At 47.0% G+C, this 22,810-nt stretch carries 15 protein-coding genes and 1 tRNA gene; 12 read left to right on the forward strand and 4 right to left on the reverse strand.

The genetic code is table 11. The features are described from left to right. A partial coding sequence (locus QZW47_RS29120) for a hydantoinase B/oxoprolinase family protein (protein ID WP_293135701.1) occupies positions 1-3,520 on the reverse strand: 3,520 nt, incomplete at its 3' end. Between the two features lie 130 nt (positions 3,521-3,650). Next, positions 3,651-4,550, reverse strand: a complete 900-nt coding sequence (locus QZW47_RS29125; RefSeq protein ID WP_293135666.1) for a M28 family peptidase — start codon at positions 4,548-4,550, stop codon at positions 3,651-3,653. Positions 4,551-4,623: 73 nt separating this feature from the next. Between QZW47_RS29125 and QZW47_RS29130 the strand changes: the two genes are divergently transcribed. The 4 genes from QZW47_RS29130 to QZW47_RS29145 all read left to right on the forward strand — a co-directional run bounded on the left by QZW47_RS29130 (position 4,624) and on the right by QZW47_RS29145 (position 10,754). Then, positions 4,624-5,247, forward strand: coding sequence for a hypothetical protein (locus tag QZW47_RS29130; protein WP_293135669.1), 624 nt, complete (start codon positions 4,624-4,626; stop codon positions 5,245-5,247). Between the two features lie 90 nt (positions 5,248-5,337). Continuing rightward, entirely contained in the window at positions 5,338-5,625 is a 288-nt protein-coding gene (locus QZW47_RS29135) for a hypothetical protein (RefSeq protein ID WP_293135671.1), read from the forward strand. Positions 5,626-6,141: 516 nt separating this feature from the next. Then, complete coding sequence (locus tag QZW47_RS29140; protein ID WP_293135673.1) at positions 6,142-10,002, forward strand: tetratricopeptide repeat protein; 3,861 nt, start codon at positions 6,142-6,144, stop codon at positions 10,000-10,002. Positions 10,003-10,331: 329 nt separating this feature from the next. Further along, entirely contained in the window at positions 10,332-10,754 is a 423-nt protein-coding gene (locus QZW47_RS29145; RefSeq protein WP_293135675.1) for a hypothetical protein, read from the forward strand. Between the two features lie 353 nt (positions 10,755-11,107). Here QZW47_RS29145 and QZW47_RS29150 read toward each other — a convergent pair whose 3' ends face one another. Further along, positions 11,108-12,178, reverse strand: coding sequence for a DMT family transporter (locus tag QZW47_RS29150; protein WP_293135677.1), 1,071 nt, complete (start codon positions 12,176-12,178; stop codon positions 11,108-11,110). Positions 12,179-12,657: 479 nt separating this feature from the next. On the opposite strand from QZW47_RS29150, the gene sppA reads away from it, so the two are divergent. From sppA to QZW47_RS29165, 3 genes are all read left to right on the forward strand, one after another. Beyond that, positions 12,658-13,476 (forward strand): signal peptide peptidase SppA, encoded by an 819-nt coding sequence (gene sppA, locus QZW47_RS29155; protein WP_293135679.1) that lies wholly within the window; start codon positions 12,658-12,660, stop codon positions 13,474-13,476. Between the two features lie 139 nt (positions 13,477-13,615). Continuing rightward, a complete protein-coding gene (aroH, locus tag QZW47_RS29160) occupies positions 13,616-14,023 on the forward strand; it encodes a chorismate mutase (protein WP_293135682.1) in 408 nt (135 codons plus the stop codon). A 230-nt stretch (positions 14,024-14,253) separates the two neighbouring features. Continuing rightward, positions 14,254-14,583, forward strand: a complete 330-nt coding sequence (locus QZW47_RS29165) for a DUF433 domain-containing protein (protein WP_293135685.1) — start codon at positions 14,254-14,256, stop codon at positions 14,581-14,583. Positions 14,584-14,746: 163 nt separating this feature from the next. Here the strand turns inward: QZW47_RS29165 and crtR are convergent, their stop codons facing one another. Then, positions 14,747-15,637, reverse strand: a complete 891-nt coding sequence (gene crtR / locus QZW47_RS29170; RefSeq protein WP_293135704.1) for a beta-carotene hydroxylase — start codon at positions 15,635-15,637, stop codon at positions 14,747-14,749. Between the two features lie 557 nt (positions 15,638-16,194). On the opposite strand from crtR, the gene QZW47_RS29175 reads away from it, so the two are divergent. From QZW47_RS29175 to QZW47_RS29195, 5 genes are all read left to right on the forward strand, one after another. After that, complete coding sequence (locus QZW47_RS29175; RefSeq protein ID WP_366930950.1) at positions 16,195-17,442, forward strand: transposase; 1,248 nt, start codon at positions 16,195-16,197, stop codon at positions 17,440-17,442. Between the two features lie 52 nt (positions 17,443-17,494). Then, complete coding sequence (pyk, locus tag QZW47_RS29180) at positions 17,495-19,282, forward strand: pyruvate kinase (RefSeq protein ID WP_293135692.1); 1,788 nt, start codon at positions 17,495-17,497, stop codon at positions 19,280-19,282. Positions 19,283-19,374: 92 nt separating this feature from the next. After that, positions 19,375-19,446 (forward strand) — tRNA-Thr (locus QZW47_RS29185). Between the two features lie 264 nt (positions 19,447-19,710). Beyond that, positions 19,711-19,851 carry a hypothetical protein gene (locus tag QZW47_RS29190; RefSeq protein WP_293135695.1) on the forward strand — a complete coding sequence of 47 codons (141 nt, stop codon included), beginning with the start codon at positions 19,711-19,713 and terminating at the stop codon, positions 19,849-19,851. A gap of 1,235 nt (positions 19,852-21,086) precedes the next feature. Beyond that, entirely contained in the window at positions 21,087-21,299 is a 213-nt protein-coding gene (locus QZW47_RS29195; RefSeq protein ID WP_293135698.1) for a hypothetical protein, read from the forward strand. The last annotated feature ends 1,511 nt before the right edge of the window (positions 21,300-22,810 follow it).

Below are 22,810 nucleotides of genomic sequence, written 5' to 3' on the forward strand. Positions count from 1 at the left end.
CCCGGATTGCAAAACTTTCTAACAACACCGGAAACCGCCATTCTAATACCTCTGGATCGGTTAAACGCGAATTAGTCATGTGAGTTTGCACCGCATCTGTACCATCAAAATCTGCACCAGCACCCGAACCGCCACAAATTGTTTCATAATATTGATAGCGCTCATTTCCAAAGGTGAAATTATTCATCGTGCCCTGGGAAGATGCGATCGCACCCAGCGCACAATACAAAGCATCAGTAATATTCTGCGAAGTTTCCACATTTCCCGCCACCACCGCCGCCGGATAGCGTGGATTCAGCATACAGCCTGGGGGATTGATGATTTCGAGAGGTTTCAAACAGCCCGCATTCAGAGGGATATCGTCATCTACTAAGGTGCGGAAAACATACAACACAGCCGCTTTACACACCGCAGCGGGAGCATTAAAATTGTTGAATTGCTGGGGAGATGTGCCAGTAAAATCAATTTTTGCACTGCGCGCCGACTTATTAATTGTAATAGCTACCTTAATTTTTCCGCCGCTATCCATCGGATAAGTAAACTCGCCATCTGTCAAAACCTCAATTACGCGCCGCACGGATTCTTCAGCATTGTCTTGCACAAAACCCATATAAGCTTGCACTGTTGCTAAACCGTAATGTTCTACCATCTTGATCAGTTCTGCTAAACCGCGATTGTTGGCGGCAATTTGTGCGTGTAAGTCGGCGATATTTTGTGCGATATTGCGAACCGCAAAATCCCCGGATGTGAGAATTTCTAGTAATTCTGATTCTCGGAATTTGCCCTCGCCCACTAGCTGAAAATTGTCAAGCAAGACGCCTTCTTCAGTGACTATTTTACTGTTGGGAGGCATGGAACCGGGTGTGATGCCACCGATGTCGGCGTGGTGTCCCCGCGAGGCTACATAAAATAATGGAAGCGAGGAAGACTTATCAAATACTGGAGTAATAACGGTGATATCTGGTAAGTGCGTGCCACCGTTGTAGGGATTGTTAGAAAGATAGACATCGCCCGGTTTAATTCTATGACTTTGTGCTAAGATTAAAGCTTGAACACTTTCGCTCATCGAACCGAGATGCACGGGAATGTGTGGCGCGTTGGCAACTAATTGCCCGTTTTTGTCGAAGATTGCACAGGAAAAGTCGAGGCGTTCTTTGATGTTGACAGAGGAACTTGTGTTTTGCAATGTTACACCCATCTGTTCCGCGATCGCCCGAAACAAGTTATTAAATATTTCTAGCAAAACTGGATCTGATTCAACCGTAGATGAATGCGAATTAACTGCATTTATCTGTGTGGATCTGCGGTTCAAAATTAAATCGTTATTTTCGGTGATTTCCCCTTCCCAACCCGGTTCAATGATATTAGTTCCAGTTGCTTCAACAATCATCGCCGGGCCGCTAATGCAGTCGCCCGATCGCAAATCGTCTCTTTGATAAACAGGCGTTTGCCGCCATTCACCAGTAACATACATTTGTACGGTGGAAATTGGCTGCACAGGCAAGATGCCCGTGCCACAAGATGGGGGATTTGTTGATTGATCCGGCACAGGCAAGATGCCCGTGCCACAAGATGGGGAAGGGGAAGTTGTAGAATTATTCAGTACATCCATTGTTTCTACAACTTCCACCGAAACTGCTTCGACAATCAGTGCTTTTTCCGGCATAATAAAACTGTAACGCTGTCGGTGTGCTGCTTCAAACTCAGCCTGCATCTCCCCAATACTCCCAGTAAAATTCACCATCAAAACCGAATCACTTCCCTGATACTTTAAATGCAGCTTCCTCACAACCAAAACCTCTTTCTCTCCCTCTGCGCCCTCTGCGCCTCTGCGGTTCAAATTCCTCTTTCCCTCCGCCTCCAATTGCGCTAAAATATTAGGCAAATAACAGATTAATTCTAAAGAGAATTCTTGCTCGATCGCCCTTTCGCGAATAGCCCGCACATCAGCCAAACCCATACCGTAGGCGGATAACACCCCCGCGAAAGGGTGAATAAACACCCGTTTCATACCCAAACTATCGGCGATCGCACAAGCGTGCTGTCCCCCCGCACCGCCGAAACAGCACAAGGTATACTCGGAAACGTCATAACCACGCTGCAACGAGATTTTTTTGACCGCATTAGCCATCTTCTCCACCGCGATCGCCAAAAACCCCTCCGCCACCTGTTCCGGTGTCTTCTCGCCCCCAATTTCCCCCGCTAACTGCACAAATTTTTGCTTAACTACGTCAGGGGCGATCGGCAAATCTGCCGTCAATCCAAACACTTTCGGGAAAAAAGCCGGTTGAATTTTGCCCAACATCACATTGCAATCAGTCACCGTCAAAGGGCCGCCCTTCCGATAGCAAGCGGGGCCTGGATTTGCGCCCGCAGACTCCGGCCCGACGCGGTAGCGTGCACCGTCAAAAAAGACGATCGAACCGCCACCGGCTGCTACAGTGTGAATTGCCATCACGGGCGATCGCAATCTCACCCCTGCAATTTCTGTCTCGAATTCGCGTTCATATTCGCCATTAAAATGAGCAACATCTGTCGAAGTTCCGCCCATATCGAAGGTAATGATTTTGTCAAAACCAGCCTTTTTACTGGTTTGAACTGCGCCGACAATTCCCCCAGCAGGCCCGGATAAAATACTGTTTTTGCCTTGAAATTGCGCGGCATCTACTAAGCCGCCGTTCGACTGCATAAACATTAATTTTGGGGAGGGCGGGCACGGGATGGGGAAGGGCGGGTTTTGTTCGGGGATTATCTGTTTTTGTTGTGAATTATTCGCTAAACCCGCCCCTACAGCATCCGGTTGGTTGAGATTGGATAATTGGCTGGTTACTTGTTCGACATAACGGCGTAAAATAGGAGATAAATAAGCATCGACAACCGCAGTATCTCCCCGCGAAACTAATTTCATCAGCGGGCTGACTTCGTGAGATACTGAAATTTGAGTAAAACCAATTTCTCTGGCTATTTGAGCGACTTGTTTTTCGTGTTTCGAGTAGCGGTAGCCGTGCATAAAGACGATCGCACAACTGCGAATTCCCTCATGGTAGGCTTGCTGCAAAGCCGGGATAAAATCGGGATTGACAGCAGTTAACTCTTCACCTTGGGCGCTGTAACGTTCTGCAACTTCAATAACGCGATCGTACAACATCTGGGGCAGCACAATGTGACGGGCGAAAATATTCGGGCGGTTTTGATAGCCAATTCTCAGCGCATCGCCGAAACCTTTGGTAATTAGTAGAATAGTGCGATCGCCCTTACGTTCCAGTAAAGCATTTGTCGCCACCGTCGTACCCATTTTAATCGCTGCGATGTCGCCCGCTGGTATCGATTCCCCCGCCCCAATCCCCAAAATATCGCGGATTCCTTGCACTGCTGCGTCGCTGTAGCGATCGGGGTTTTCCGACAGCAGCTTGTGAATAACTAGCTTACCGTCTGGCTTCTGGGCAACTATATCAGTAAAAGTACCACCGCGATCGATCCAGAATTGCCAGGAAGTGCGATCGGGAAAATCAGCATTCATATCTTTATTCCTCATTTTCTTCTTTCTTCGCGGTTATTTAAATAAATCAAATATAATCTACCAAAATATCAATAATCAAAAATACCATTTTTCAAAACAACGCTGTCAACTGTCAACTGTCAACTGTCAACTATCTAATATATTTAATCGCCTCAACCAAGCCCCCACAAACACCCGCCAGAAAATCCAAATCTAAAGTCTCAATCTTATCACTCGGTTTATGATAATGAGGATTCCGCATATTAGCAGTATCCGTCACCATAATCGCCGGATAACCATTATCCCAAAAAGGAACATGATCGCTGCGGCGAGTATCCGGGACAATTAAACCTCGATTCGGCACGGGCAACCACTCGCAAGGTTGACCGACTTTGCGGATATTTCGGCTCAAAGCAATCATATCGCGCACAGTCCGCAAGTTCCCAACTAAAGCAATAAAATTGCCAGTATTTGGATAAAAATATTTCAGTCCCGTCGGATAGCTTTGGGAGTTGGGAGTGCGATCGCAATAACCCAACATTTCCAAAGATATCATCAACCGAATTGACTGTTGTTGTTGCTTGTATTTAGCAGCATGATGGCTGCTTCCAAAATAACCAGCTTCTTCCATATCGAAGGCAACTAACTGTACTGGATATTTTAGCGGTTGAAGTGCGATCGCCCTTGCGAGTTCCAGCAACACAGCAACACCCGTAGCATTATCATCCGCCCCAGGCGTCCCCGGCACAGTATCGTAATGAGCGCCTATTATAATCGCCGGCAACCCCTGCTTACTTACCTTTTTGGAGGGGAGTAGATTCTCTTGCTTCCCCCCCTTACCAAGGGGGGGATTGAGGGGGGGTAAGTCCAAGATGAAATTGTGATGAATTCGCCCGCGCACTGTAAAATCATCGATTTCTACAGTGCCCCACTGTCCCAACTCTTCGCGAATGTATTGCTGGACATAGAAATGTCCTGCGGATGCCATGTAAGGATTGCGATCGCGTACAATTTGGATGAGGTGGCTGTGGAGGCGTTCTTTGAGATTCATGCGATCGCAGATACAATGACTACACTAAGATTATATTCTCTTTTATTTTTTAAATTATCGGAAAACCAGCAAAATGCCCTACAGCGATTTCACCTTAGAAAGAGTCAAACGAACCTTTGAGTTGACAACTGCCGAAACCGTCGATCTATTCGGAGATATACCAGAATTAGCAAGCAGCGCATTGTTAACCGAGATTCTCCGCTACAATGTACCTTTAGCCCTTGCCAGCAACAGTGAAAAAGCGCGATCGGAAATGATTATTTCCCCAATTTTAATCGATTTGAGAAGACAGCTAAAAGAACGGATTAATTTATTTTCGGGAGTCGAGTTTGACGTTGATAGCGCCAGGGGATTAAATGGCATTTGTGACTTCATTATTAGCGATTCACCCGAAATACTATTTGTTAGTGCTCCGATAATTACCTTGGTGGAAGCTAAAAAGGAAAATATTAATGCTGGGTTAGGACAGTGCGTGGCGGAAATGTTAGCCGCAAGGATATTTAATGAACGTACAGGTAATGAAATTTTAGCAATTTATGGGGCGGTGACAACGGGGAGTATTTGGAAATTTATCAAATTAGAAGGAAGTGTCATTTATATCGATTTGACTGAATATTATCTCAAAGATGTCGATAAGATTCTGGGAATCTTAGCAAGTGGAATTATTTCGCAGGGAATTGACTTTCGGGGAAATTAGGAAGATAATTATGAATGGGTAGATATTGCGATCGCCTTTTAGCATTTAGGGTAACATAAAATATACAGATACAAAACTTAGGAGATTAGTATGCAAGCATACAAACTTAGAGGTAAAATCGATGCAACTGGCAACTTGGTAGTTTTGGAAGCCGTGGATATGCCGCCCGGAGATGTGGAAATCGTCGTTTGGCGAGTGGCTGATGCGGTTACACTAGCTAGCGAGTCGGAAAGTGCGATACCTGAGACACCTCAGACGAAGTTTAAAACGAAGGTGAAAGCATTTCAAGGTTTGTTTGAGAATACTCAGCCTGTCCCGCCTGACTTCGATGCAGAGGAAGCTAGATGGGAAGCTTTGAAGGAGAAACACAATCTATGAAAATCTTGCTAGATATAGCAGTTGACAGTTGACAGTTGACAGTTGACAGTTGACAGTTGCATAACGGGAATCAAACCATTGATGCAGTACGGGTATCGGCTCTATTCATGAAGTTATTTATGTCCTCACCGATGTGGCGGTTGCTATACCAAAATTATCTTAGATATCGCCCTTGAACGACAGCAATTTTTTGGCGAAAGCGAACAAGTTTTATCTTTTGTTAAACAATGATTTGTACAGGTATGTAGGGGTAGTGCCCCCGTGCCTACTCCGGATTGGGGCAACCACGGGGGGATTGCCCCTACAAGAATTACACAACAGACTATCGTTAGCCAAACTATCCCGAATCAATATCAACACACCTGAATAATGAATCAGGACTTCCGCGCAAGTCGTCAGAAACCGGGTTTTTTGCGAGAATACCTCGTCACAGCACAAAAATTCCCAAAAACCCGGTTTCTTTGGCTGCGATGGATAAATCCTCATATAATATAAATTAATCAAGCCACAAAAAACATGGCAGAAAACTACCTACGCATTAATCACGACGGCGATTTCATCCAACTATCCTGGCAGCGCGGCCGTGCAATACCCCGAAACGCCCCTCCTGTCACCTTTGCACATCCCTTTGACAGCAAAGTCTTAGACAAATTGCGCTGGTATCTCGAAGAATATCTGCGCTTTCCCTACGGACTCGAACCGGAAAATGCTCAAAGAATTGAACAGCAGTTGCAAGCTTGGGGACAACAGCTATTTGAGTTAGTATTTCGCAGCAGCGACAAAGCGCGGGAGTTTTTTCAGGAAGCGACGCGAGACGGATTGGATAAGTGCGAAATTAGCATTGTTTCCGACGATTCTGCCGTACTCAATTTGCCCTGGGAATTGCTGTTTGCGCCAGATTATCAATTTCTCGCACCTTTGCTGGCGGGGATGTATCGCAGTCTTAGCAATTATGCTGTTCGGGCAGAATTGGGTACAATGTCTGACGAACAATTAAATATTTTACTCGTAATTGCTCGACCCTACGGAGAACGCGATATTAATTTTCAAACTATCGCCCGCCCGATGTTGGAGGCCCTGAAACCTATTCAAAGACAGGTGAATCTTACCGTATTGCGTCCGCCCAGTTTAAAGCAGTTTGAAGCAGAACTTAACGCCCGCAAAGGTTTTTATCATATCGTTCATTTTGACGGACATGGCGATTTTCAAGCTGACAGCAAAACCGTTCAAACTCAATATGGAAATTTGGGAGAAGGCGTTTTAGTCTTTGAAGATATTGATGGCAACCCGGAAATAGTTACTGCTAGGGAAATTGCCCAATATTTGACAGATTGCCGCGTGCCGATTTTTATTCTCAATGCTTGCAAGTCGGGACAAGCTGGGGAAGAAGCCTTTTCTTCCGTGGCGGGACAGTTGGTGAAATTGGGTGCAAAGGGCGTGGTAGCAATGGCTTATTCCGTTTACGCCCAAGGCGCGAAACACTTCATGGGAAGGCTGTACGGGGAATTGGTGCGGGGACAAGACATCGCCTCTGCTGTGGCGGCGGGGCGCAAATCTATGTCCATAGACAAACAGCGCCCCAGTCCCAAAGGGATGTTACCGCTGCAAGATTGGCTGGTGCCGGTGCTGTATCAGCAGGAACCATACACGCCTTTTCGGCCCAAAACTACAACTCCCAGTTTTGCAGATTTGATGGGGGAAGCTGATAATTCATCTGTGATTGATTCGGGGTTACTGGTTGATTTGCCTGAAGTTAGCGCCTATGGTTTTATTGGGCGAGATTACGATATTTTGTGCTTGGAAAGAGCTTTTCGCCAAAATCATATCGTGCTGTTGCAGGGGATGGGCGGCGTTGGGAAAACTGAGTTAGTAGGAGGGTTTGCGCGGTGGTTGGCTGATACTCAGGGGCGCACAGGTGGCGTTTTCTTCACTTCTTTTGAACGCGGTGCGGGGTTGAGTCAGGTAGTCAATCAAATTGGCAGGAAACTGGGCGGTGAAAAATTCGCGTCGCTGTCGCCGGAAAGACAGCAGGCGTTGGTAAAACAACATTTGCAAGCTAATTCTTGTCTGCTCATTTGGGATAATTTTGAACCGGTGAATGGGTTTCCGCAGGGGAATGAGCCGCTTTTATCGGCTGCGGAAAGAGCAAGCTTGCAGCAATTTCTCAAGGAGTTGCGCGGGGGAAATTCTTGGGTGTTGATTACCAGTCGGCGCGAGGAAAATTGGTTGGATTGCGGTTACGCGCTGCGGAGTTTGAAGGGATTGGTAAAGCCGGATGCGGAAGAGTTGGCGGCGCGGATTCTGCGGGAAGCGGGGGTTGACAGGGCGAAATTGCCCAAAGAATATCTGGAGTTGCTGAAACTGTTGGGCGGACATCCGCTGTCGCTGAGGGTGGTGTTGCGGCATTTGAAGACGCAAACTCCGGTGCAGTTGATTGAGGCGCTGCGGCGGGGATTGGATACTTTCAAGGGTGCAGAGGAGGAAGGGAGAGAGAAATCTCTAACGGTGTCGCTGGATTATTCGTTTGCTAATTTGTCGGCACGGGCGCGGCAGCATTTGCCGTTTTTAGGGCTATTTTGCGATCGAGTTGATGCAGATTGGCTTCATGCTTTTTCAGAAAGTCCTGATGATGGATACGGACAAGCATATGTGGCGGTATTTGGAGAAAATTTGCAGAAATCGGATTGGATTGGACTCTTGAATGAAGCGACTGCTGCGGGAATTCTAGAAGATTGGGGAGGAAGTATTTATAAAATTCACCCGGCACTGCCTTGGTATTTGCGACAACAGTTAGACAAAAAAGGTTCGCAGGAGGTAATCAATACCCTAGAAAAAAAGTTGCTGGTTTTTTATGCAATGTTGGCGAATAAATACAATAGAGAACTTATCAGCAATGCGGAATTGGCAACCTTTGTGCTGCGAGTGGAAGAACCGAACCTATTCCAACACTTACGACTGGCAGAAAAGCAGGAAGAATGGGTTCAAGCTCAAGCAATTCTGCAAGCCTTGGGGGAGGTATATGAGCGATTGGGGCGCAAACCGGAATTTAAGTCCCTGCGAGAAAGGGCGCTGAATCAAATTGGCTTCCACTTGGCACAAGCAAAGGCAAAGGGGCAATACGCCTTGGATTTCTGGAGGTATCTGCGGCAAGTGGATGCAAATGAAGCTCTTGAAAGTGCCGAATTGGAAACAGCAAGAGCCATTTATCAAGAAATCCTGGATGAATTGACAGCCTTAAATGACCTCTCGGTGAATGACAAGATTGCTATTCTTTATCACAATCTAGGAATCGTAGCCCAAAAGCAACGACGGTTTGAGGAGGCGATCGCCTTTTACCACAAAGCTCTCCAAATTTTTGAAGATGCGGGGGATTTCTACCGTGCTGCTAGCGACTATCACCAACTAGGAATCGTAGCCCAAGAGCAACGGCGGTTTGAGGATGCGATCGCCTTTTACAATAAAGCTCTCCAAATTTTTGAAGATGCGGGGGATTTCTACCGTGCTGCTAGGGACTATCACCATCTAGGAATCGTAGCCCAAGAGCAACGGCGGTTTGAGGATGCGATCGCCTTTTACAACAAAGCTCTCCAAATTTTTGAAGATGCGGGGGATTTCTACCGTGCTGCTGTTGTCTATCACCAACTAGGAAGGGTAGCCGAAGAGCAACGACGGTTTGACGATGCGATCGCCTTTTACCACAAAGCTCTCCAAATTAAAGAAGATTTGGGGGATTTCCACAGTGCTGCTAGCGACTATCACCAACTAGGAATCGTAGCCCAACTGCAACGGCAGTTTGACGATGCGATCGCCTTTTACCACAAAGCTCTCCAAATTTTTGAAGATGCGGGGGATTTCTACCATGCTGCTAGCTGCTATCACCAACTAGGAAGGGTAGCCAAAGAGCAACGGCGGTTTGAGGACGCGATCCCCTTTTACCACAAAGCTCTCCAAATTAAAGAAGATGCGGGGGATTTCTACAATGCTTCAGACGAGTATCAAGGACTAGGACTAATTGCCAAAGAACAAGGAGATTTTGAGACTGCTGTTGCCTATTTCCAAAAAGCATTTGAAGCCAGAAGCGCAGCAAATGATTGGCGCAAAGCATCCTTCACCCTAACTGCATGGGGCGAAACCCTGGAAGCGCAATTAAATTGGACTGAAGCCGCGAAAATTTACCTTCGCGCCTTAGCCATTGACATCAAGCATAATCAAGAGTGGGTTGACTCGGATATCAACAATTTAGGGCGGATGCTCAAGCAGTTGGGAGACAGTCAGTTTAAGATAATTTGGCGAGAGTTTACGGGTGATGAGTGTTCGGAAAATTGGTTTTCAGTTATTCAGAAAGCCAGTGAAATAGAGGAGGAGGGAACAGATTAATTGTGACAGAACTTACGCACCGGGGCTCAGAAACCGGGTTTTTATGGCAATATTCGTTGTGATGCGTAGATTCGGGAAAAAACCCGGTTTCTTGGTGTGACGCGGGGGCTCAGAAACCGGGTTTTTATGACAATATTCGTTGCGATGCGTAGATTCGGGAAAAAACCCGGTTTCTTGGTGTGACGCGGGGGCTCAGAAACCGGGTTTTTACGAAAATATTCGTTGCGATGCGTAGATTCGGGAAAAAACCCGGTTTCTCTGATCGGAGTGCGTAAATCCTGACTGGTATAATCAGTACAATTGTTTAACTAACTTACCCGCGAAATAATATGGAACCAATACTGACTCCCGCCGAAATGAATGAAAAGCGCATGATGTTGCAAGATTACGCTCCCGCCCAAGCAGCCTTGGCGATACTAGAAAAACATAACGGCAGACTTGACACCAGTTTTGATGATTTGTGGTGTGAAAAACACAATCTTGAATCTTACAACCGCAAATCTTTGTGGCAAACCACGCTAAAAGTTCTCCGCGCGGAACTCTGCGGCAATGATGGCTTGCGCGCCCAATTCAAAGACTACACAAAAAACCCTGGGAGTGCGCCTTTACTTACCGGATTAATTGTTGCTGTTGTCGGCTTAGGCGCTTCGTCTGGAATCCCGATCGATCCTAGTATTGCTACTATTATTGTTCTGTATCTGCTCAAAATTAGTCTGAATATTTTTTGCGAATATACTGAACCTGCGAGTTAGGAATTAGGCGGGATTTAGCATTAATTCGCCGTCTGGCAGTGGTTTGAATCCGCGCGCAGTCCGACATTCCGGCAGGGGTTTAAACCCCTGCCTCAAAGCTAAAGTCCTCTGAAGAGGACTCAGAATTTATTGAATTTTGCTAATAAAATTAACACAGTTTCTTTCATCGATAACGAATGCACCGCGTCCGTGAAACGCTAGTAAAAATCATACGTTTTTCAGTCCTCTTCAGAGGACTTTAGCTATGAGACAGGGAATTAATTCCCTGTCGGACTATCGGGAAAGCGAGTATTTCTCAACACTAATAACCCAAAGATAATTACAGATAGGTTAAATAAACCATATCCAAATACCTAAACCTCCGATTCCAATTCCGCAGCCCGCACTTGTACGGGAACTTCAACTGTATTCAACTCCGAAGATTCTAATAATTGCACTTCTTCATCAGAATTCGCTGCACCATTCCGCCCTTTCCCCAATTTCTCAGCCAAAGTATCCCGCTGATTAATCAAATAAATACTCACCAAAGTCAACCCAACTCCCATCGATTGCAGCGGATTCAATACCTCACCCAGCAACAAATTGCCGAACAGCAAAGCAAAAATCGGAGTCAGAAATGTCAGAGAACTTAAACTCGTCAGACTGCCGCTTGATGCAAAATAAAAGAACAAACCGTAGGCGATCGCACTTCCGAACACTGTAGAATAACCTAAAGCCATCCATCCCGAAAAATCGATATTCACAAACTGCCCAGACTCAGTAGCCGCCGAAATCGCCAACAACGGCAAACCGCCCAAAATCATGTGCCAGCCCGTCGCCACAATCGGGTCAACATAACGACAAACCCAGCGCACCAAAACCGTACCCACCGCCATCGACAAAGCCGCCAACAGCATCAACCATTCTCCGCCCTGAAATACACTTTCGATACCCGCAAAAACCTGCGCGCTTTCAGGATGAAATAACCCCACAATAAAGCCATCCGGCAACCCAATCAAACTGATGCCGATAACGCCAATTACTAAGCCCAACCAGCCCCAAAAACCTATTTTTTCTTGAAACAGCCACAAACACAAAATCGCCACTGCTAGCGGTTGAGAATCAATCATCACCGAACCCAAACCCGCACCGGTTCTCGCCAAACCTTCGGCTAAAAAGCCTTGAAACAAAGTACCGTCAACTAACGCAAACAGCGAAATCCACAGCCAAGCCTTCCAACCCTGCGGCTGCTGTTTTCCCATCAATGCCGCCGCCAGCAACACCAACACGCCCGCAGGTACTAAACGCACGACAGCTACAAACAGCGGTGTCGTGTGCGGCATCACCCCTTTCATGGCTACCATCGCGGTTCCCCACAGGAAAAACGGCGCAATGAGTAACAGCGGGGCGAAGGGTAGTTTAGAATCGGTGAGTTTTAGCTGCATGGCGGGGGCTCCAAATAATTGATGAGAGTGGCACTCTCGGGAATGATGTAGATTTGTTAAGCAATTTTTCCAATTATATATCGAAGGTGGGTTAAGCGCGATCGAGCTCCTTTGCCAGAAACCGGGTTTTGTCACCCAGATATTTGCCTCAAACCCTTAATATCCGTAAAAAACCCGGTTTCTTCAGTCTCATCGGGTGGCCAGAAACCGGGTTTTTCAACCCAGATATTTGCCTCAAACCCTTAATATCCGTAAAAAACCCGGTTTCTTCAGTCTCATCGGGTGGCCAGAAACCGGGTTTTTCAACCCAGATATTTGCTTCAAATCGTGAATATCGCTAAAAAACCCGGTTTCTTGAGTCTCATCGCCTCTTCCTTAATCGCCTCTTCCTTCTTCCTTCTTCCTTCTTCCCTCTTCCTTCAGATAAGGCACACTATAAGTTAGCTACAAAAAATCGTAACATTGCCTGTAAACTGCCCATGATTTGGCCATTCAAGCCCCGCTACCGCAAACAAATCGCCCGTATCGAAGTCACCGGCGCGATCGCCGGAGATACCCGCAAACGACTGCTAGAAGCCCTCAAAACCGTTGAAGAACGCAAATTTCCCGCTTTGCTGCTACGGATAGACAGCCCCGGCGGCACCGTCGGCGATTCCCAGGAAATTTACAGCGCCCTGAAGCGTTTGGGCGAAAAAATCAAAATAGTCGCCAGTTTCGGCAATATTTCAGCTTCTGGCGGAGTTTACATCGGCATGGGATCTCACCATATCGTTGCCAATCCTGGTACAATTACCGGCAGCATTGGCGTGATTATCCGGGGTAACAATCTAGAAGGGTTGTTGGAAAAAGTCGGCGTTTCTTTTCAGGTGATTAAATCCGGGCCCTATAAAGATATCTTGGCATTCGATCGACAATTGACCGAACCAGAACAGCAAATTCTGCAAGATTTGATCGACAGCAGCTACCAGCAATTCGTCGAAACCGTCGCCGAAGCCCGGAAACTCACCGTTGAAAAGGTCAAAACATTTGCCGACGGTCGCGTTTTTACCGGCCAGCAAGCTTTAGAATTGGGTTTGGTCGATCGACTCGGCACAGAAGAGGACGCTCGCCGATGGACAGCCGAACTCGCAGGCCTCGACCCAGAAAAAACTGAATGCTGCACCCTAGAAAAACAAAAACCTTTCCTAAATCGCGTCTTGGGGAGTAGTCTTGATACATCCGGGCTTTCAGCTTACAAAAATTTGCTGGAATTCGAGATTTCTACTAGCGGTTTACCGTTGTGGCTGTATCGCCCGTGATTAAATAGTCAGTTGGTAGTTGGCAGTAGTCAGTTGGCAGTGGTAATTGATAATTGGTAATTGGTAATTGCAATTAACAACTGACAACTAGCAACTGATAACTAACAACTGACAACTAGCAACTGACAACTGATAAAAAATGGAGAATATTTGCGTGGATTGGCAAGTGCGGGCGATTCGCGGGGCAACAACTGCCAGCGATAATTCGGTAGAAGCAATTCGAGAAGCGGTGAGAGAACTGTTAGATGAATTAGAAACAAGAAATAATTTAGATCCGGAATTAATAATTAGTGTTACGTTTTCTGTTACCCGCGATTTGGATGCTATCTTTCCGGCTGCGATCGCCCGCGAACGCTCCCGGTGGTGTAATGTACCTTTGTTGGACGTGCAGCAAATGCACGTGAAGGGTGCTTTAGAACGCTGCATCCGCTTTTTAATTCACGTCAATTGGCCCGCACACCGCGAAATTTATCATCCTTATTTGCGCGGAGCTCAAAATTTGCGGCCCGATTGGAATTTAGCCGTTGCGGTTGCTGCGGAAAAATAATAAAATCACTTTTTGATTCATTCAAGAGTAAACCCACCATGGCTGGTGGGTTTATTTTTAACTGAGTTATATCAAATCCGTTAACATCGTCCTGTATATATCTCTCTCTTCCCTTTCTCTGTGTTCTCTGTGTTCTCTGCGGTTAAATCATTCCGATCCAACCGGAAACGATATTAGAAGAGGCAAATCTTTTGTGCCCTCCTTAGTAGAGGAGTAGAGGAGAATGTTTTATGAACAGAACAAATCTATTATCTCGGATTTCGACCGATCCGAATATATGTTTTGGCAAGCCCAGTATACGGGGACATCGCATCAGGGTTTCCCTGATTTTAGATTGCCTAGCTAGCGGAGCAACTATCGAATCAATTATTCAGCAGTATCCAAGTATAGAGCGAGATGATATTCTGGCTTGTATTGCCTACGGTGCTGAGGTAATCGATCAAAATAGCGAACATCAACATTTAGCAAGTCTCAAGCCAGATCGAGTGATATATGCCGAATTTTCAGAAATGGCAAACGATACAGAATATCAAGCAGAAGCTTTGGCAATTTGTCAATAATTTGAGGCGGTCGAGAGTAATTTGGGTCATGGCAGTTGCGATCGGCTGACTTGAAATAGGCTTCTCCAGCCGATATATTTATTTTAGCTTACCTTTTCTGGTGGGGATTGGCTTAGATAAAAAACATAAAAAAACCGGCTTCTCGAAGAAACCGGATTTTTTGTCAATCAGTGGCTTTCTTGTGATGCAGCCTAATCCCTAAAAAGATGTCATATATAAAACTCCAAAAGTCCTTTTTACCTTCCAATATTCCCAGACTTTGAGGAGAACCCTTTTCATCTAACAGCGGCTTCACAGCTTCGTAGGCTGGCTTGTAATTGTACCAAGGAATTGAAGGCCACAAGTGATGGATCAAATGATAGTTCTGTCCCAAAATTAAAATATTCAGAATTGGACTAGGATATACTCTGGCATTTTTCCAGCGATCGCGCTCGTGAAACGGACGGTGCGGCAAATAATCAAAAAATAACCCCAAGGCTAATCCCACTACCAAAGCAGGAGAAAACCAAAAGTTCAGCACATAACCTAAATGGTCGTATTGAATTGAGATATAAACCACTCCGATCACAAACAAACGGCTGAAAAACCATTCCCAAAGTTCGTATTTCCGCCACAGTTTGCGCTTAAAGAAGAAAATCTCGTGGTAAAAAAACCTCGCAGCAATTAACCACAGAGGCCCGCCAGTAGAAACGTAATGGTCTGGATCGTTATCTGGGTCATTAACGTGGGCGTGATGCTGCATATGTACCCGCGTAAATACCGGGAAAGCAAAGCCCAACATCAGCGCGCTACCGTGTCCCAAAATAGCGTTAATTGTACGATCGCGGTGCGCCGCGTTGTGAGACGCATCGTGAATCACGGTTCCAGCCATGTGCAACGCCAGCACGTTCAGCGAAAAACAACACCAATCCGGCCATTCTCCGTACCAGTAACCCACAAAGGAAATCGCGATAATCGCTAATGCACTCAAAAACAACAGCAGCGTCGGATTCAAGTCACCCGGAGGACTCAGAAACTCTTTCGGCACTGTCAGCGGCCGTCCTGCCTCCGACATCTTTGTTAACACTCCTTAATATTTCACACTTGCGTAGTATAAGATACAAGTCTCCCAATAGTAAAGTTTCGTGAAAAAACAGAGTCCGATCGCCATAAACTACGATCGGCACCAGAAGCAAAGTATTGCTGCTGTGAAACGATCCCAATGCTCGATTAGCCAAAGGCAAAGCAGCCCAACTCATACAAATGGGTAAATATGTATTTATGTCAAGCCTGGGAGCGGAAATATTTAATCAAAAAGCCGATCGCCAAGAAAAGATTACCGATCGGTAAAAAGTCAGATATTCTATATAGTGGTCAATGCCTGCTGTTTTGACCGCTATCAAAATTTTTAACTGATGCGGGGCTCGGGGGATATAAGTCCGGCACTCTACCCGATCGAGGGTGAGCGTTGGGATACATGGACACAAGAGCGTCGATTCAAGGGCTCGATGCCACGAAAATCGACACACTATCTATCGGTTCTAACGGAAGGTATAAATCTCTTAGAATATTGATATGTTCAACTTGACTTACAGTTATCGAATCTACCCAGAACTTAACCAGGAAGCCCAAATGCTTGACTGGTTGGAGCAATGTCGCCACGTGTATAACTACGCATTGGCAGAGCGCAAGGACTGGATGAATTCGCGTAAGTGCTCGGTCAATGCTTGCAGTATCAGGCAGGAATACATCATCCCTGCTGACACGCCGTATCCCCACTACTACAAACAGCAAAACGCACTAACCAAAGCAAAAGAGGTGATTCGAGAACTGAAGGCAGTTCATTCTCAAGTTTTGCAAGATGCCCTGAAACGACTGGATAAGTCCTTCAAATTCATGCAAGAGAGAGGGTTTGGATTCCCTCGGTTCAAGAAGTTTGGTCAGTATCGCTCCTTTGTGTTTCCGCAGTTCAAATCGAATCCGGTTAACGGGTTTGAAATCAAGCTGCCGAAAGTTGGAGCAATGCCCATCAACCTGCATCGACCAATCCCAGATGGGTTTGAGGTCAAGCAAGTTCGAGTTGTGTTCAAGGCATCGGGTTGGTATGCCCAATTGATTCTGCAAGCTGATATTTATGTTCCCGAACCAATGCCACATGGCGAACCCATCGGGATTGATTTGGGTCTGGAAAAGTTCTTGGCTATATCGACTGGTCAATTGATAGAACGCCCTCGCTTTTTCGTGGATTTGCAAAGCGAGCTTACATGGCTGCAACGCAAATTGAAAAACAAGACAAAGGGTTCTGCCAACTACCGTAAAATTCAAGCCAAGATTCGCTCACTGCACGAACATATTTACAACATTAGACGTGAGTTTCACGTACTGACGGCTCACAAACTTTGTGACATTGCCGAGATGATTTTCGCTGAGGACTTGAACCTCAAGATGACCAGTCGTGGAATGCTGGCAAAGCATTGTTTGGATGCTGCATGGGGCAGCTTTTTGGAAATCCTCAAGTGGGTATCCTGGAAGCGTGGTGTCTACTTCGCCAAAGTTGACCCTCATGGCACAAGTCAAACCTGCCCTCAGTGTGGAGCCCATACTGGCAAAAAGGAACTCAGCGAACGGGTACATCATTGCAGTGAATGTGGATATACAACAAACCGAGATGTTGCTGCGGCTCAAGTCATAGAGCAACGAGGTCTTGTAGCCGTTGGACAGACGGTGATACTGCCTGTGGAGGAAGGTTGCCTGGGAACCCCCGTGAAGCAGGAAAACTCAAGAGCGATCTTGGGAAGCCCGCGCTATACCCGATCGAGGGTGAGCGTCGGGAGGATGTCACGACTTCAGACTAGCGTCATTGCTTGTAGTGAAAGATGAAACGTTAGCCGAAATTTAAACAAGAAATCCTCCAGCCACCCCATCTCAATTCATGCAACCGCCAAAAGCCCTACGCCGAACTAAAATTGTAGCCACGATTGGCCCTGCCACATCCGACCCAGAAGTGCTGCGCAACCTCATAGAAGCTGGTGCCACAACTTTGCGACTCAACTTTTCCCACGGAACAGAAGATGACCACCAGCGCAGCATTCGCTTAATCCGCCAAACGTCCTTTGAACTCAACCAACCGGTTGCCATCCTCCAAGACCTCCAGGGCCCGAAAATTCGTTTAGGGCGCTTTGAAACAGGCTCTATAGTTGTCAAAAACGGCGATCCTTTCATTTTGACCAGCCGCCCGGTTGTTGGCACAGAGCTCATTTCCTCCGTCACCTACGAAACCCTAGCTGCGGAAGTCCCAGAGGGAGCCACGATTCTGCTGGATGACGGAAAAGTGGAAATGCGCGTCGAAAAAGTAGACCGCGGCGCGGGAGAACTTTACTGCCGCGTGGTCGTCGGCGGGCCGCTTTCCAACAACAAAGGCGTAAATTTTCCGGGAGTATACCTGTCAATTAAGGCGCTCACGGATAAAGACCGCAAAGATTTAATGTTCGGCCTCGACCAAGGCGTGGATTGGGTGGCTCTGAGCTTTGTGCGGAATCCCCAGGATATGCTCGAAATTAAAGAACTGATTGCCAGTGCGGGCAAGCAAGTACCGGTGATTGCTAAGATCGAAAAGCACGAGGCGATCGAACAAATGGAAGAAATTCTCGCCCTTTGCAACGGCGTGATGGTCGCCCGCGGCGATTTGGGCGTGGAACTGCCCGCCGAAGACGTGCCGATTTTGCAAAAGCGCTTGATTGCGACTTCCAACCGCATGGGGATTCCGGTGATTACCGCTACCCAGATGCTCGACAGCATGGTCAACAATCCCCGTCCTACCCGCGCCGAGATTTCCGACGTGGCTAACGCCATTCTCGACGGAACTGATGCGGTAATGCTCTCGAATGAAACGGCTGTGGGCAACTTTGCAGTCGAAGCGGTGGCGACGATGGCGAGAATTGCCGTCCGCATCGAGAGGGAAGGAATTAGGGGCAATATTAGAAATGTAGAAGATGTCGGTCGATCGATCACCAACGGCATCAGCCAAGCAGTCAGCCAAATCTCCGAACAGTTAAACGCGGCCGCCATCATGACGCTGACCAAAACCGGCGCCACAGCCCGCAACGTCTCCAAATTCCGACCCAAAACACCAATTTTGGCCGTTACTCCCCACGTAGACGTAGCCCGACAACTGCAATTAGTCTGGGGAGTCAAACCCTTGCTAGTCCTAGATTTGCCCTCCACAGGTCAGACATTTCAATCTGCAATCAACGTCGCCCAAGAAAAAGAGTTATTGTGCGACGGAGATTTAGTAGTCATGACTGCCGGTACTCAACAAGGCGTTGCCGGATCGACCGATTTGATCAAAATTGAAGTAGTGACAGCAGTGTTAGGCAAAGGCACCGGTGTCGGCTTGGGATCAGTAAGTGGCATGGCGAGGGTTGCTCGCACTGCTGCGGATGTAGCGAATTTCCACTCGGGAGACATTTTGGTAGTGGAACGCACCAGCGCCGAGTTTGTGGAGATGATTCGCAAAGCAGCCGGTGTGGTGACGGAAGAGGAAAGTTTGACTTCTCACGCCGCGATTATCGGTTTGCGTTTGGGCGTGCCGGTGATGGTGGGCGTAGAGAATGCCATGGGGGTAATTCGGGACGGCACGATGCTGACGCTGGATATGCAGCGGGGTTTAGTTTATTCCGGCGCCCGAAATGGCTCACCAGACGGAGAACTTGCTGTTTAACTAAGTCTGAGTTTTGAGTTGTGGAGTTTTTCCTGAAATTCTACAGCTCATTGCTTTTTTGTTTAATTTGTGCTATTCTTCATAATCGTCTTGCCGATGTAGCTCAGTGGTAGAGTAACCGATTCGTAATCGGTCGGTCGCGGGTTCAAATCCCGCCATCGGCTTTGGGTTAACTCCCTCAACTCCCCCCACGCAGGAAGCTTGCACCTCAACTGCACCTCAAAATGCTCTCCGATGCCCTCTAAAAGGGCAAAAATTACGGATTTGGGTAATATCCCAATTTGAGCCGCCCACAATTCAATTTCTTTTTCTGCCGACAGCGGAATGTATTTCTTGGAATTTTGTCTAGTTGCGCTAGTAGAACTTACTAGCGCAACTAGACTTTTTTTGAATTCATCCACCGTGGCATAGCCAAGCTCTCGAATTAGTTGGCTCATCCTTTGCTTGCTGATTTTGCAGTAATCTGCGATCGCACTCAAAGTCAGTTTCCAGTTCCTGCCCCTCGCTTCTTGGGCGAACCGGGCGATCGCCAATTCGAGCTTCTGGATGGGTGTAGCGGCCTCAATTGAAATGTCAACTGCTCTCACAAGCTCCACTGGTAGGTCGAGCACAAAATTGCTGATGAAGTAGATTGTCAGGTTCTCGCTACCACGCCGATTTGCTCGTAATCGGCCCATTCCTTGATGAATGTTGGCTAATACATCTTTATATATGTAGTCGCGAAAATCTTCATCCACAGATTCGCGAGAAGTAACGATGCCTGATTCACCTTTTGGCACTGGCTTATTCAGCAGCATTTGCCGAGGCATTTCCTCACTCGTCAGGTTCGGCGATCGCCCGTAAAGCAGAGTAAATTCAGCAGCCAGCGTGCTGATTGGTCGGCACGGGGCCCCGACTAGGATTAGAGTATTAGATTTTTCGGCGATATTCGACCCGCGCGACTCGCTGAACCATTTTAGGTTCAGCGCTTCCCCGGCGGTAAATTTTTTAAAGTCAATCACTGCCACTGTTGGGTCGCTTTGTCTAATTGATGCCACTATTGCCTCGATCGCCCGAGCTTGCTCTTTGCCCCGGCATATTCCGAGTCGGCCGTGGTCAATTACCTGTTTGATTTGAATCTTCGCTTTCTTGGATGCCGCTTGTTTTTGTCTGATGTGCAAAATGTCATCAGTCTCAAGTCCTAGCATTGCGGCTAATTTTTGAGGAGTACCCGTCGCATCAAGGAAAATATTTGCTTTGGCCGCATGGGCAATCTCGATTAGTCGCTTATCGGCAAGTGTGATCGAAAGCACTCCCCGATTCAAATTTAGATATCCAGGCTGATCGCCCATCAGCACCTGCAAGAAAGGTAGTAGCCATTGCTTGGCAATTTCTTGAGCTTTGTCAGCTAGCTGTGAATCAGAGGCCGCGAGACTTTTTCTCAGGTTGGATGGCAAGTCCTGGAGCGAAACACCGTGCTCGCTCAGACCGTGCAGAATTGCCTGAACTTTCTCATTTGGATTGGTTGTCTCTGCGATCGCCTGAAAATTAATTTCCCCGTTTAAAAGTGGGGTCAGGCTTTCGAGTAGATTGGTGTGTGCTAATCCCCAGCGGCCTAAGTCATGCTTCCCGGCCAGTAATTCCCAGAGTTTAATTAGTAACTCAGTGAGTCCGAAACCTTCAGCATCCCCTGAAAGCAGCATGGAGGTTATATGAGCCACATCGTCATCTGTAACCGTAATTTCTTTCTGATATTTGAGGCTCTCGCTCCACTCTTCCCAGATTAAGATTGTGCCTTTGCTTTTGTCCTCAGCGGCATACTGAAATGAGTCGATCGGGGGAAGGCTATCAGGATGCGATCGCAATCTCTCACTTTTTAGAGTTTCGGCTCTGGCATTTAAAAAGCCAAATTTCACACCAGCACGACAACCCTCAAACTGAGGGCACGTCGGACACATCAAGCCAGCGGTGTCACTGCCGGAAATGTTTTTTTCGCGTAATACTGCGCTCAAATCTGTGCGATCGCAGCTCGCTGTAACTTCAATGCGATCGTCAAGTTTAGCCCGTCTCCAGTTACCTAAATTATCAATGGTAAGCCCCTTGTGGCGGGCCTCTAGATCACTCCAGTTTCTGAGTGAGGGCGTGCTTGCGTTTCTGTGATCATTGCTGATATAGATGATGCGATAGGCATCAAAATCGGCTGGCTCACAGAGGCCAGAATCATAAGATTTTCCAGTGCCGGTGCTACTAGAATCAATAATGAATTTGTGGTTAGTGGCGCTACTTTTCCAAGTTGCTATGCGTTCGCCTGCAAAGTAATCGATAGGATTACTAACACCTTTGTCTAGTGGTATGCTAGTAACTTTTTTGCTAACTGTTCGTTTGGCTTTGCGGCCAATAATCCCATCCAGCATCTTCAAGGATTGAGCGGCTCTGCTATCTGCGATCGCCTCGAAATCTTCCCAGAATAAATAGGTAATTTTCTCGGCTTCCCCCGTCGCCAACAAATCGTCAATGCCGCTAATATCAGATTTCTCAATCTGTCCCCACCAAGCAATTTGGAGATTGTATCCCCATTGCTTCAGTAGTTTGTAGGTTTTCGCATGAGAGCGCATTAAATGCTCGTTGTTGGTTGTGGCTGCGTCTGGATACAGCAAAACCAGTTTAGTTTTCAATTCTGCTGAGAGTTTATCGAGTTCTGCTTTGAAAATTTGAGGGCTGCTGGCAAAGTTCCCCCCGGCAGCACCGATAAAAAATTGGCCACTTAATTGGGCCGCAATCCACGGCTTTAAAATTCCTTCAGCCAGGCCGATCGAATTAAAGCTTGAATCTGGCACTATCGGTCGGCACACCGTAATCGGCATCTCTCCATTTTGCAGGTGAGAGGTGGGGCCGTTTGGCTGCTTCCTCCATCTGCTAGTCGGCCACTTGTATTTGCCGCTATCACCGGCATTGCTTAATCGAAGTTGCCAGCCAACTATCAGCCCCGCAGAATCCCAAGCCGGGCAAATGTACCCTGATTCTTGGTTCGTGAGCGATTTGCCGCGACTTTCGGCAGATACTCCGGCAAGGTTGATGCTGATAGCTTTACTCAGTTTTCCGTAAGGTGCGACGCTGCGGAACATCCCCTCGGTTATCTGTTTATCTGATAGCCCACGTCGCCTCAAATCCTCTCTGTCCTTAGTTTTGAGGGTTAACTGCTGCAATATTGCTCTGATTTCTTTGTCGCGGTCTGTGACAGAGAGCGATTTCTCTAGCCTGGCTTTCTGTTTTTCTAGACGCAGGGCTTTTTCTATTTCTCGCTGGCGCTTGTATTCTGCTAGCTTATCGGCATCCTGTTCGGAGTCCAGGGCGCTGTCAATGTAAATCCCGAAGCCGATTTTATCTTGCTTCTTGAATTTGAACTGTGGGCTAGGATTGTCGTAAGGATTCAGGTCTAAAATTGGGGAATCAAAGAAGGCATGAAAAAGTTACAAGAATGGGCAGATATAGCCTCACGGAAAAAAGCCATTGCGCTGTTACCTTGAAATCTACAAGTCTGAATCACAG

Origin of the sequence: Microcoleus sp. bin38.metabat.b11b12b14.051 (assembly GCF_013299165.1) — a bacterium.
Lineage (GTDB): Bacteria > Cyanobacteriota > Cyanobacteriia > Cyanobacteriales > Microcoleaceae > Microcoleus.